The organism is Streptomyces sp. NPDC043876, assembly GCF_056435825.1.
In genome coordinates, this window is the sequence record NZ_JBWKDV010000006.1 from 424,496 (window position 1) to 438,725 (window position 14,230).

Genomic DNA, 14,230 nt, shown 5'->3' on the forward strand with positions numbered 1-14,230 from the left:
GTTCGTCATGCCTTCACGGCGTGCACGAGCACGTGTCGCGGCCGTCGCCGCGCTCGCGGTCTTCACCTCCGGCCTCGGGCTTCCCGCGGTCGAGGCGGCTGACAAGCCGCCCAAGGTGTGGGTACCGCCGAAGACGCCCCTGCCCAACACCAAGCCCGTCAAGGGCTCCGAGGCCAAGCCATCGGCCAAGCCGACGCCGAGTGGCCGGAAATGGACACCGGGCGCCGAGGCGGCCGTGCCCGCCGGCGCCGCGACCGTGGCTCTCGGATCCGCCGCCGCCCCGAAGCCCGTCACCGGTTCCGGTGCGGTCCAGGCCGGTTCGCTGCCGGTGTGGGTCGCGCCCGAGACGGATGTGAAGCGCCCGGTCGCGAAGCTGTCCGAGCTGGCCGTCGGGGCCGGTGGTGCGGCCACGGCCGCCGACCCGGCGTTGCGGGTCGAGGTCAAGGACGGCGACAAGGCCCGCGCCGCTGGAGTGAACGGGGCGCTGGTCACCCTGACTGACGCCGCGGGTGCGGCGCCTTCGGGCAAGGTCCGGGTCGGGTTGGACGTCGCGGCGTGGGCGAAGTCCGCGGGTGCGAACTGGGCCGACCGGGCCCGGCTGGTGCAGCTGCCTTCTTGTGCGCTCGTCACCCCTGGAGCCGCGGGCTGCACGACCCGTACGCCGGTGGCGTCCCACCGGGACGCGTCCGGGCGCCTGGTCGCGGAGGTCGACGTACCGACGAATCCGGGGACTGCGGCGCTGAAGGCGCAGTCGGCCCCGGCGGCGGACATGCGGTCCGCTCCGGCAGCAGCCGGTACGTCGAGCGCCGCCGCTCCGGCCGCCGCTCCGCAGATGCTGGCGACGCAGGGTGTGGCCCTCGCGGTCGAGCCAGGTCCCTCCGGTGCGAGCGGTGACTTCACGGCGACGCCGCTGTTGCCGTCCGCTTCCTGGCAGGCGGGCGCGAACGCCGCGAACTTCACCTACGGCTACACGATCGAGGTGCCCTCCTCCATCGCGGGTGGCGCGCCGAGCATCGGTCTCGGCTACGACTCGTCGTCGATCGACGGCCGTACCGCGTCGACGAACGCGCAGGCCGGTCCGGTCGGCGAGGGCTGGGACTGGAGTCCGGGCTCGATCTCGCGGACGTACAAGTCCTGCAAGGACGCCGGGATTGCGGAGTCGGGCGACGAGTGCTGGGCCGGAGACATCCTCTCGCTGAGCCTGGCGGGGCACGCGGGGCAGATCGTCCGGGACGACACGACGTGCGTGTACCGCCTCCAGGGTGAGGACGGCACGAAGATCGAGCGCCTGACCGGGCAGCGCAACAGCGCCTGGAAGGGCGAGGGCTTCAAGGTCACCACGACCGACGGCACCCAGTACTACTTCGGCTCCAACCGCCTGCCGGGCGGCGACGGCACGGACCCCGAGGCCAAATCGGTCTCCACCGTCCCCGTCTACTTCAACAGCGGCCAGGACAAGTGCCTCGGAGCGCAGACGCCGGCGAACGGTACGTGGCAGCAGCTGGGCTGGGAGTGGAACCTCGACTACGTCGTGGACCCGCACCAGAACCTGGTCTCCTACCGTTACGAGCAGGAGAACAACTACTACGGGCGCGGTGGCGGCCAGAACAACGGCACCGGCACCAACACCCTGTACCAGCGCGGCAGCTACCCGACCTGGATCGGCTACGGCCAGCGCTTGCCCGAGCAGATCGCGGCCAAGGGCGCGGCCAAGCCGGCCGCCGAAGTCTCCCTCGCCACCTCTGAGCGCTGCGTCGCGGCCGGGGCCATCACCTGTGACCCCGCGCAGCGCACGAAGGCGAACGCCAAGTCCTGGCCCGACACCCCCGTCGACCAGGAGTGTGCGGCCACCGGCCAGTGCCTGAACCTCTCCCCGACCTTCTTCTCCACGAAGAAGTTCACCAAGATCACCACCCAGGTGTGGACCGGCACCGCCCCGCGCGTCGTCGACACCTACACCCTCAACCAGTCCTTCCAGGACCCCGGCGACGGCACCTCACCGACGCTGTGGCTGGACTCCATCCAGCGCACCGGCTCCAACGGCAAGACCCCGATCACCCTCCCGGCGGTCACCTTCCAGCCGCTGCAGATCGCCAACCGCGTCGACGGCGTCGTCAAGCGCCCGGACGGCACCGAGGCCTCCGCGCCCCGCTACAACCGGCCGCGGATCCAGGCGATCACCACGGAGACCGGTGGCCGGATCAACGTGGTCTACAAGGCGCCGGAGTGCTCGCGCCTGAAGAACACGATGCCGTCCTCCGAGGACGCCAACACGATGGCGTGCATGCCGGTCAAGTGGTACCTGCCCGGCCAGTCCTTCGCGGACCCGGTCAACGACTGGTTCAACAAGGTCGTCGTCCAGTCCGTCACCCAGCAGGACCTGGTCGCCGGACAGGTCCCGACGGTGGTGGAGTACGAGTACGGCGGCGGCATCGCGTGGCACCGCAACGACTCCGAGTTCACCGACGCGAAGACCCGCACCTGGGACCAGTTCCGCGGCTACGCGACCGTCACCACCCGGACCGGCAACGGCACAGACGGGCCCCGCCCGAAGACGGTCACCACCTACCTGCGCGGCATGGACGGCGACACCCTCGCCAACGGCACCAAGCGCACCGTGTCTGTGGCCGACGCCCAGGGCGGCACGATCAAGGACGAGGACGTCCTGTCCGGGTTCGTCCGGCAGTCCGAGACATACGACGCCGACGGCGGCTCGGTCGTCTCGGACGAGGTCACCACGCCGTGGCTCGGCCCGGTCACCGCGACCCGCGCCCAGTCCGGCGGCATGCCGTCGATCACGGCCCGGGCACGGAACGCGGCGAAGGTCACGACACGGGCCAAGCGCGCCAACGGTACGTGGGGAACCTCCGAACGGGCCTCGACGTACGACAGTACGGTCGCCACGCGCCCGCTTCAGGTGGACGACTGGAGCGACACCTCCCGTCCCGACCAGCGGCTGTGCACCACCTTCGAATACCCGACCGGCCCCGGCGGCGCGGTCACGGAGATCGCGTCCCGCACTCTCGTGCTGTCTGGCGTCTGCGGTCAGACACCGACCGCCGCGAACACGGTGGGCGACACCCGCTCGTACTTCGACGGCCTGCCCCTCGGACAGGCGGGTGTCACCGCCGACGGGACAGGTACGGAGGTACTGGAGAAGTACGACGGCGCCGGCAAGCCGGTGTACCGCCTGAACTCCACCTCCACCTACGACGCCTACGGCCGCGTCACCAGCAACACCAATCAGACCCGCAAGGACGCTGCCCACCCCGGTGGGGCCGTGACCAAGACGGACTACAAGCCCGCCACCGGCGTGGTGCCTTCCGAGGTCACCCACACCAATCCGCTGGGCTGGAAGTCGGTCACCAGCCTCGACATCGGCCGTTCGCTGCCGTTGAAGACCACCGACGAGAACAGTCACACCGCCGAGCGGGACTACGACGCCCTCGGGCGCGTCGTGTCCATCTGGCAGCCCGGGCAGGAGCGTGCGAACAGCGCGCTGCCGGTCCGCACGTTCTCGTATGCGATGAACGGGACGAACGCGCCGTCCACGGTGCTGAGCCGGGCGCTCATGAACGACGACTCGTACACATCCAGCTACACGATCTACGACGGTCTCGGCCGGATCCGACAGACCCAGGCCAACCCGGCGTCGGGTGTGACGGGGCGGATGCTGACGGACGCCCTGTTCGACTCGCACGGCTGGCAAGTCAAGACGAGCGCGGCGTACTACACGGACCAGGGCTCCCCGTCCGGGGCGCTCTTCCTGCCCAACGGCGGGGTCATGCCGGACAGCAAGATCCCCTCGCAGACCGTCTCGGTCTTCGACGGCCTCGGCCGGACGACGGCCTCGGTCTTCCAGTCCTACGGCGTCGAACAGTCGAGGTCCAGGACCGAATACCCCGGCGCCGACGAGGTTCGCTCCATCCCGCCGAGCGGCGGCTTCGCCACCGCGACGATCACTGACGGCAAGGGCCAGAAGGTCGCCCTGCGCCAGTACAAGTCGAACACGCCCACGGGTGCGTACGACGAAACCACGTACGGCTACAGCGGCCAAGGGCAGGAACTGTGGCGCAAGGACTCAGCCGGTAACCAGTGGGCCTTCGCGTACGACCTTCTCGGTCGGCAGGTGAAGGTCACCGACCCCGACGCGGGCACGGGCACCACCGTCTACGACGACAGCAAGAACCTCGTCACCTCCACCGATGCCCGCGGCAAGAGCGTCACGACGGTCAGCGACCTCCTCGGCCGCGCCGTCGCGACCTACGAGGGCACGACGGTCGATCCGGCCAAACAGGTGGGTGCCTTCGCCTACGACAGCCTGGCACTGGGCAAGCCCACTAGCACCACCCGATACGTGGGTGGCGCCGCGGGCAGCGCGTACGTATCCGAGGTCACCGGGTACGACGGTGGCTACCGCCCGCTCGGCAACAAAACGACGGTCCCGGCGGCGGAGAAGGAGCTTGCCGGCGTCTACGAAACGAAGAACACCTACAGTTCTTACGGCCAGCTGCAGAACATGCAGATGCCTGCTGTGTCCAAGGCAGGCCTGAACACCGAAACCCTGACCTTCGGTACCGACATCGCGGGCAACACGACTTCGCTCAGCGGAAAGATAGGTCTGGCTCAGACGCCGTACGTCGTGGACGTGCGCTACGACCCGAACGGCCGCGCGATCCGGACCACGGCCGGAACGACGGGCAAACAGGTCGTATCCACTGTCGACTACGACGCGGCTACCGGGCTCCAGGTGCGCTCCACGCTGGACAAGCAGACGGCGGCGACGGCGAGCGTCGACGTCATGGACTACACGTACAACCAGGTCGGTCAGCTGACCTCGATCGGTGACACGCAGGACGGCGCGGCGCGCGACCTGCAGTGCTTCACGCACGACTACCTCGGCCGTCTCACCCAGGCATGGACTGACACCGGTGCCCAGACGACGGCTCCTCAGCCGAGCGTCCGCGGTATCGGCGGTTGCGCCAACGCGGGCGGTCCGGCGGTCGACGGTACGGGCAAGCCCAGCGTGGGCGGTCCCGCGCCGTATTGGCAGCAGTATGAGTACGACAAGCTCGGCAACCGCACCAAGCTGGTGAAGAAGGACGTCACCGGAGCCACGGCCAAGGACACGACGGTCACCCAGACCTTCGGCACCGGCCCCAACACCCCGTCCACCGACCCCAAGACGGGTGGCGGCACGGGCGGCCCGCACGCGCTGATGACCTCCACCGAGACCAGCCAGGCCGGCACGAAGGTCACCAGCTACACCTACGACGCGACCGGAAACACCGCGGGTATCACCAGTACCTCCGGTACTAAGGTCCTCACCTGGGACGGCCAGGGCAAGCTCGACAAGATCGTCGGCACCGGAGAGAGTGCGGGCACCAGCTACCTGTACGACACGGGCGGCAACCAGCTGATCCGCCGCGATCCCAACAGCACCACGCTCCTGCTGGGTAGTGACCAGATCACCTTGGACACCGCCAGCAGGAAGGTCACCAACGTCCGTACGTACGGGGCCCCGGGCGGTCTGTCCGTCACCCGCACGACCACCGGCGGCACCTCGGCACTGACGTACCAGAGTGCCGATCACCACGGCACCGGGGGCGTCCAGTTCAACGCGACTGACCTTGTGCACGCGCGGCGGCCCGCGGACCCGTTCGGCAACGCGCGCGGCACCCAGCCGGTCGCGGGAGCCTGGGCCGGCGACAAGGGCTTCGTCGGCGGCACCAAGGAGAAGGCCACGGGCTTCACCCTCCTCGGCGCCCGCGAATACGATCCTGTGACGGGGCGGTTCATCAGCCCCGACCCGATCATCGATGCCTCCGATCCCCAGCAGTGGAACGCGTACGCGTACTCCAACAACAGCCCGGTCAACGCGTCGGACCCTAGCGGTCTAAGGTCCTTCACGTGCGGTGGTGAGGGTAACCCGTGCAGTGAGCAGGCCCAGTACGTCGAGAGCCATGTGAGCAGTAGCTCCGCATGGGAGGACGAGGACGCGGAGCCCGCGCGCCAGTTGGCCGCTGCCAACGCGAACGTCGCCAAGGCCAAGAAGAGGCGCGACCAGCTCATCGAGGAAGTCATCGACATCGTTGGTGACCTGATCGGTTTCAACGACGCCCGGGACTGCTTCACCAAGGGTGATGCCATGGCGTGCATCAACACGGCCCTGAACTTTGTCCCCTGGGGGAAGCTCTTCAAAGCCGTGAAGATCGGCATCAAGGCCTTCAAGATCTACAAGGAGGTCAATAAGGCTTACGACGCCATCCACTCGGCCGAAAAGGGAGCCGCCCGCGCTGCTGAGGCTTTCAGTTCGGCGAAGAAGGCGGTCAAGGAAGCCCGACAGGCCGAGGCCAAGGCTGCCAAATCAGCTGCGGAGAAGGCTGAGAAGGAGTCCGTCAGCGATAGCGCAGGCACGCAGAGCAAGGCCAGCAAGGAACGGGCGGACGCCGATTCACCCACCGGTGCCGAGGAACCCCACAGCGGTGGCGGAGAGTCCGGCGGCAGCGCCGGTTCCGACCCCGAGCCGGGCGTGACCTGCAACAGTTTCCCCGCCGGTGTCCAGGTCCTGATGGCCGACGGCAGTGCCAAGGCCATCGAGGAGGTGAAGGACGGCGACGTGGTCATGGCCACGGACCCGCAGACGGGGGAGACCAGGCCCGAGACGGTCTCGGCCACCATCACCACGCCGGACGACAAGGACTTCACCGACCTCACCCTCACCGACGAGGCAGGGCCCCGCGGGCCGCCTGCCGGCATCACCTCCACCTACCACCACCCCTACTGGAGTGAGACCCGCCACCAGTGGGTCGATGCCGGTGAACTCACCTCGGGCGAACAGCTCAGGCAGCCCGACGGCTCCCTGCTGACCATCCAGGCCATCCGTAACTACCCGTACGCCGTCACCACGCACAACCTCACGGTGGAGAACCTCCACACGTACTATGTGCGCGCGGGTGGTGCCGATGTACTCGTGCACAACTGCCCCACCGAGCCGCATGAGTTCCCGCTCGACGAAAACGGGATCCCGGTCGGTGGACACACGTCGGGTACGACGGATGCACCGAGGTCGGGTGCGGCCCCGCATTCTGTGTACACAAGGACCGGGAAGGACGGTACACCCGTCCAGAACACCATTTACAACGAAAAGGGTGAGGCGGTCGGGCACTTCGACTTCAAGCACCACGGCACGGGTGGGCCGCACGGGCACGTTTTCCCGGAGCCTGGGCTGCCGGGCGGGCACGGTCCTGGTGCACCACATATACCAGCGGCAAACCTCCCGCCCGGCTGGAGCATTACCCCATGAACCGTCACGGAAGGCTGATACGTTGACCGCTGTGCGCCTCGCTGAGGATAATTTCAGAGCATTCTTCGACCGCTTCGGGGGGTTCGAAGACGGTGTGATCACCGGTATTCGATTGCATCTGCCGCGAGATTCGTCCGAGGGGCAACTCGCAACCTTTGACATTCAGGCGATGGACGCGACGTGCGGCAACGACTGGCGTCTGGTCCGGGTCACCGTGGCCGGGGTATATGAATACCAGTTCACATGTAGCAAGAAGTACTCGTACTTCATCCTCTCGGATGGGCTGAACCTCGACTGTACGCCCGAGCGGTGCGTGCTGGATCTGCATCCCGGCCCGGACCCCTGGTCGCCGGATCAGGTCGGGCGTGAAGGGATCTACTCCAAGCAATACGCCATCGGGATGTGGGGTGAGTACGAGGTGCTCGACGGTCCGTTCATCTGAGCGCTGAGCAGAGCACCGTCTCTCGCTTAACAACGGGCCCACGGGTCAGGCCTGACTGGGCTGTCCCGTGGGTCCTTTGGCGTGTGGCGACGTACAGCCCGCCCTTCCAGGATGAGTGCGGTGTCCGCGCGGGCTGTGTCCAGCCGTTACTGCAGCCCTATTGCTTCCTCTTCGCGTTGCGACCGCGAAAAAGACCGCCCTTCCCGCCCTTACGGTGGGCGAGGAGGACGGCCTTCGTCGTTTTGTGCTCGGCGGTGAAACTCCTTGGCCGCCGGGAGGGCCCCGGCGGCTGCCGGAGTTACTCCGCCTCCGCCTCCAGGTTGCCTTCCGTGTCCAGGTACACCTGGCGCAGGGCTTCCAGCGTTGCCGCGTCCGGCTTTTCCCACATGCCGCGGGATTCCGCTTCCAGGAGGCGTTCGGCGATGCCGTGGAGGGCCCAGGGGTTGGCCTCCTCCAGGAAGGCGCGGTTCTCGGGGTCCAGGACGTACGTCTGCGTCAGCTTGTCGTACATCCAGTCGGCGATCACGCCGGTCGTGGCGTCGTAGCCGAACAGGTAGTCCACCGTCGCCGCCAGTTCGAAGGCGCCCTTGTAGCCGTGGCGGCGCATCGCCTCGATCCACTTCGGGTTGACCACGCGGGCGCGGAAGACGCGCGAGGTCTCCTCCACCAGGGTGCGGGTGCGGACCGTCTCCGGGCGGGTCGAGTCGCCGATGTACGCCTCGGGGGCCGTGCCGCGCAGGGCGCGGACGGTGGCGACCATGCCGCCGTGGTACTGGAAGTAGTCGTCCGAGTCGGCGATGTCGTGCTCGCGGGTGTCCGTGTTCTTGGCGGCCACCGTGATGCGCTTGTACGCGGTCTCCATCTCGGTGCGCGCGGAGCGGCCGTTGAGGCCGCGGCCGTAGGCGTAGCCGCCCCACACCGTGTAGACCTCCGCCAGGTCGGCGTCCGTGCGCCAGTCGCGGGAGTCGATCAGCTGGAGGATGCCCGCGCCGTACGTGCCCGGGCGCGAGCCGAAGATACGGGTGGTCGCGCGCCGTTCGTCGCCGTGCTCGGCCAGGTCCGCCTGGGCGTGGGCCCGGATGAAGTTCTGCTCCGCGGGCTCGTCCAGGCCCGCCGCCAGCCGTACCGCGTCGTCCAGCAGGCCGATGACGTGCGGGAACGCGTCGCGGAAGAAGCCCGAGATGCGCAGCGTGACGTCGATGCGCGGACGGCCCAGCTCCGCGAGCGGGACGGGTTCGACGCCCGTCACGCGCCGCGAGGCCTCGTCCCACACCGGGCGGACGCCGAGCAGCGCCAGCGCCTCGGCCACGTCGTCGCCCGCGGTGCGCATGGCGCTCGTTCCCCACAGGGACAGGCCGACGGAGGCGGGCCACTCGCCGTTGTCCGTGCGGTAGCGGGTCAGCAGCGAGTCCGCGAGGGCCTGGCCGGTCTCCCACGCGAGGCGGGAGGGGACGGCCTTCGGGTCCACGGAGTAGAAGTTGCGGCCGGTGGGCAGGACGTTGACCAGCCCGCGCAGCGGCGAACCGGACGGGCCCGCCGGGACGAAGCCGCCCGCCAGCGCGTGCACCGCGTGGGTCAGCTCGTCCGTCGTGGCCGCCAGGCGCGGGACCACCTCGGTCGCGGCGAAGGCGAGGATGTCCGCGACGCCGGCCGGGTGGCCCTCGGCGACCGCGGCGACGGCCGAAGGGGCCCAGTCGGCCGCCTCCATGGCCTCGACGAGGGTGCGGGCCACGGCCTCCACCTCGTCGGCCGAGGTCCGGGTGGGCGCGGCCTCGTCCAGGCCGAGCGCCTCGCGCAGGCCCGGAAGCGCCGTCGTACCGCCCCAGATCTGGCGGGCGCGCAGGATGGACAGGACCAGGTTGACGCGGTCCGGGCCGGCCGGGGCGCCACCCAGCACGTGCAGGCCGTCGCGGATCTGCGCGTCCTTGACCTCGCAGAGCCAGCCGTCGACGTGCAGCAGGAAGTCGTCGAAGCCGTCGTCGTCCGGACGGGCCTCCAGGCCCAGGTCGTGGTCGAGCTTCGCGGCCTGGATCAGGGTCCAGATCTGGGCGCGGATCGCGGGCAACTTGGCCGGGTCCATGGAGGAGATCTGCGCGTACTCGTCCAGGTGCTGCTCCAGGCGCGCGATGTCGCCGTACGACTCCGCGCGGGCCATCGGCGGCACCAGGTGGTCGACCAGGGTCGCGTGCACGCGGCGCTTGGCCTGGGTGCCCTCGCCCGGGTCGTTGACCAGGAACGGGTAGACGAGCGGGAGGTCGCCGAGCGCGGCGTCCGGCGCACAGGAGGCGGACAGGCCCGCGTTCTTGCCGGGCAGCCACTCCAGGTTGCCGTGCTTGCCCAGGTGGATCATGGCGTCGGCGCCGAAACCGCCGTCCTCGGCCGCGGCCTGGATCCAGCGGTAGGCGGCGAGGTAGTGGTGCGAGGGCGGGAGGTCCGGGTCGTGGTAGATCGCGATCGGGTTCTCGCCGAAGCCGCGCGGCGGCTGGATGAGGATGAGCAGGTTCCCGCGGCGCAGCGCCGCCAGCACGATGTCGCCGTCGGGGTCGCCGCCGGCCGCGGTGCGCGAGCGGTCCAGGAACATGTTGCCGGGCGCCTGCCCCCAGTGCTCCTCGACGCCTTCGCGCAGCTCGCCGGGGAGCGTGGCGTACCAGCGGCGGTAGTCGGCGGCCGGGATGCGGACCGGGTTGCGGGCCAGCTGCTCCTCGGTGAGCCAGTCCTGGTCGTGGCCGCCGGCCTCGATCAGCGCGCGGATCAGCTCGTCCCCGTCGCCGGAGACCAGGCCGGGGATCTCCTCGGCCGGGCCGAAGTCGTAGCCCTCCGCGATCAGGCGGCGCAGCAGCGCGACGGCACTGGCGGGGGTGTCGAGACCGACGGCGTTGCCGATGCGGGAGTGCTTGGTGGGGTACGCGGAGAGGACGAGCGCGATCCGCTTCTCGGCGTTCGGGGTGTGCCGCAGCCGGGCGTGGCGTACGGCGATCCCCGCGACGCGGGCGGCCCGCTCGGGATCGGCGACGTACGCCGGGAGGCCGTCCTCGTCGATCTCCTTGAAGGAGAACGGGACGGTGATCAGCCGGCCGTCGAACTCCGGCACCGCGACCTGGCTGGCCGAGTCGAGCGGGGACAGGCCCTCGTCGCTCTCCATCCACGTCTCGCGCGAACCGGTCAGGCACAGCGCCTGCAGGATCGGTACGTCGAGGGCGGCGAGCGCGCCCGCGTCCCACGACTCGTCGTCGCCGCCCGCCGAGGCCTCGGCGGGGCGGGTGCCGCCCGCCGCCAGGACCGTGGTCACGATGGCGTCCGCCGTCGCCAGCTCCGCGAGCAGTTCCGGCTCGGGGGAGCGCAGCGAGGAGACGTACAGCGGCACGGGCACGCCGCCCGCGTCCACCACGGCGTCCGCGAGGCCGTGCACGAAGGCGGTGTTGCCGCTCATGTGGTGGGCGCGGTAGTAGAGCACCGCGATCCGGGGGCCCGTGGCGGGCTCTGCCGCGCGCTCCAGCCGGCCCCAGGTGGGCGCGGCCGCGGGCGGGTCGAAGCCGTGGCCGGTGAGCAGCACGGTGTCCGAGAGGAAGCGGGCCAGCTGCTCCAGGTTGGCCGGGCCGCCGTGCGCGAGGTAGGCGTGGGCCTCGGCCGCGATGCCGATGGGGACGGTGGACGCCTCCATCAGCTGGGCGTCGGGGGCCTGTTCGCCGGTCAGGACGACGACCGGCCGCGGCTGGTCGGCGGCGAGGAGCAGGTCGAGCCCCTCCTGCCAGGCGCGCAGGCCGCCGAGGAGGCGTACGACGACCAGGTCCACGCCGTCGAGCAGCGCGGGGAGGTCGTCGAGGGGGAGCCGGGAAGGGTTCGCGAACCGGTACGGGACCGGGCCGTCGTCCGAGGCGCGGGCACTGAGCAGATCGGTGTCGGACGTCGACAGCAGCAGGATCATGCGGCGGCGGGCCTTCCTCGGGGTTTCCGCGCCCCGGGCAGTGAGGACGACGGGAGTTCCTGACTCACCCGGTGGCGCGGTGGGGCGCTGCCGGATTCACAGTGGCGGGACCGCGCCGGAATCGCACCGGGCTTCCTCCCATGTCGCCGTCCTCGGCGATGACGGGCCGAATGGCCCGTCGAGGGGCCATCTTAGGTGCCGGGGCGAGCGGATGGCAGGTGGGGGCGGTTCCCGGGGCGGATCGCTGGCGCGGGGCCGGGGTTTGGTGGTGCGGGGCCGGGTTTTGGCGGCGGGTGCGGGTGGTGGGGCCTGTGGTGTGCCCTCAAGCGCCGGGCGGGCTGGATTTGGTTCGGGTGGGTGTGTGGCCGCGGGTCGCGGGGCCTGGGGTGGGTGCCCTCAAGCGCCGGGCGGGCTGGAATTGGCTCGGGTGGGTGTGTGGCTGCGGGTGTTGGGCGGGCTGGGATTGGCAGGCGGGTGGGTCGTTGGGCCGGGGTGGTGGTGGCCTTGGCTGTGTTGGCGGGTGCGGGTGGTGGGGCCTCCGGCGGGCCCTCAAACGCCGGGCGGGCTGAATTTGGCGACCGGGGTACCGGGCAGGCCGGATCGGACTGGGGTGGTTGTGTGGCCAGGGTGTGGGGGCTGGAATTTGCTGCGCCGGGATGCGGGCAAATTCAGCCTCGCCGGCGTTTGAGGCGCCGCCGGAGGCTCCACATGGCGGCAGTCGCCAACGCACCGGCGGCTGACGGGCGCGCAGGCCCGGGCCGCGGGGCCGGCGGCATCTGGGCGTGCGCCGGGCCGGGTCGGTGGCATGCGGGCGTGCCGGGCTAGAGGCGGCGGCGTGCCGGGGTGCCGGGCCGGTGGCGGTGGCATGCGGGCGTGCCGGGCCAGGCCGGGCCGGGTCGGTGGCATGCGGGCAGGCCGGGCCAGGGTCGGCGGCGTGCCGGGGGTGCCGGGCCGGGGTCGGCGGCATGCGGGCGTGCCGGGCCAGGTCGGGCCGCGGCGCGGCGGCGCCATGCGGGTGGCAGGGCCCGGGCGGCGGCATGCGGGCGGGCAGGGTATGGGGCGGCGGGGCGTGGGCGGGGGGACGGGGCGTGGTGACGGACACAGGTCGGTGGGCGCCGATCGTGGGTATGCTCGCCGCCATGCCCCCGCCCTCTTCCGCCGCATCCCGGGACGAACCCGTCATACGGGACCGCGGCGACGCCTGCCCCGGCGCGCTGCGCCTGCACGCGGCGGACGACGGGCACCTCGCCCGGATCCGGATCCCCGGGGGTCTGCTCACGGCGGATGCCGCCGTCGCAGTGGCCGACGCCGCGGACCGGCTCGGCGACGGGCACCTCGACCTCACCTCGCGGGGCAACGCGCAGCTGCGCGGCCTCGGCGCGAGCTGCGGCGGCGAACTCGCCGCCCTGCTGACCGCCGCCCAACTGCTGCCCGCCGCAGCGGCCACCCACGAACGCGTCCGCAACATCGTCGCCTCGCCCCTGTCCGGGCTCGACCGGCAGGGCCGCCCCGACGTCACGCCGTGGGTCGGCGCGCTGGACCGGCTGCTGTGCGCGAGCGGGCCCGCGGCCGCGCTGTCCGGGCGCTTCCTCTTCGCCCTCGACGATGGACGCGGCGACGTGTCCTCGCTCGCACCCGACGTGCACGTGCTGGCCCTGAAGCGCGGAATGGCCGTGCTGTGGACGCACGATGACACCGACGCGGTCGCCGTGGGCCACCAGGACGCGCCCCGGGCGGCCCTGACGGTCGCCCGGTACTTCCTCGACGTGGTCCGCGAAGCCGGCACCAAGGCCTGGCGGGTGAGCGAGCTTCCCGCCGAACAACGCCCGGAGTCCGGGGAGTTGCTCAATCGGCTGCGGGAGCAGGGCATTTCGGCCGAGCGGGCCCACGGCTTCCGGCGCCGGACCGGACCCGGGCCCCGCCCCGGTCCGGTGGCGGGGCTGGACCCGGACCACGTCGCCCTCTCGGTACTGGCCCCGCTGGGCCGGCTGACCAGCGCCCAGTGGCGCCTGCTCGCCGCCACGGCCACCGCCGCGGCCGGGACCCTGCGGCTCACGCCCTGGCGCGGGATCGTCGTTCCCGGTGTCCGCGCGGCCACGGCCGCCGACACCCTCGCCCGGCTCGCCGACGCCGGGCTGGTGACGGCGCCCGGCGACCCGTGGGAGAACGTGAGCGCCTGCACCGGGCGGCCCGGCTGCGCGAAGGCACTGGCCGACGTACGGACCGACGCCCGCGCGGTCGTGGCCCGTTCGGGCGCGGCGGGCGGACCGGACGCACCGGCCCCCGCGGCCGCGGCGCTGCCCGTGCACTGGTCCGGGTGCGAGCGGCGCTGCGGGCACCCGCGCGCCCGCGCCTGGGTGGACCTGGTCGCCGGGCCCCGGGGGTACGGCGTCACCGTGGCCGGCCCGCGCGCCGGGCACACGGTGCGGGAGGACGTACCGGCCACCCCCGAGGACCTGACCGCCGCCCTCGCGGAAGCGGATGCGAAAGCCGCGTTCCACCAGCCCCACCCGACCCAGCACACCCAGCAGCCTCAGCGGCAGATGTAGTTCAAGAG

Annotated in this window: 4 protein-coding genes and 1 riboswitch; of the genes, 3 read left to right on the forward strand and 1 reads right to left on the reverse strand. The window is 71.2% G+C overall.

Features of this window, described 5'->3' with window-relative positions; all coding sequences use genetic code 11:
- Nucleotides 1-7: 7 nt before the first annotated feature.
- Nucleotides 8-7,306 (forward strand): polymorphic toxin-type HINT domain-containing protein, encoded by a 7,299-nt coding sequence (locus tag AC0693_RS21375; protein WP_478802561.1) that lies wholly within the window; start codon nucleotides 8-10, stop codon nucleotides 7,304-7,306.
- A 31-nt stretch (nucleotides 7,307-7,337) separates the two neighbouring features.
- Nucleotides 7,338-7,748 (forward strand): hypothetical protein, encoded by a 411-nt coding sequence (locus AC0693_RS21380; RefSeq protein WP_478802562.1) that lies wholly within the window; start codon nucleotides 7,338-7,340, stop codon nucleotides 7,746-7,748.
- Between the two features lie 298 nt (nucleotides 7,749-8,046).
- Here AC0693_RS21380 and cobN read toward each other — a convergent pair whose 3' ends face one another.
- On the reverse strand, nucleotides 8,047-11,673 hold the full coding sequence (gene cobN / locus AC0693_RS21385) for a cobaltochelatase subunit CobN (protein ID WP_478741658.1): 3,627 nt from the start codon (nucleotides 11,671-11,673) through the stop codon (nucleotides 8,047-8,049).
- Between the two features lie 40 nt (nucleotides 11,674-11,713).
- Nucleotides 11,714-11,845, reverse strand: a riboswitch (cobalamin riboswitch).
- A 967-nt stretch (nucleotides 11,846-12,812) separates the two neighbouring features.
- Here cobN and cobG point away from each other — a divergent pair.
- Entirely contained in the window at nucleotides 12,813-14,222 is a 1,410-nt protein-coding gene (gene cobG, locus AC0693_RS21390) for a precorrin-3B synthase (RefSeq protein ID WP_478802563.1), read from the forward strand.
- Nucleotides 14,223-14,230 lie beyond the last annotated feature (8 nt).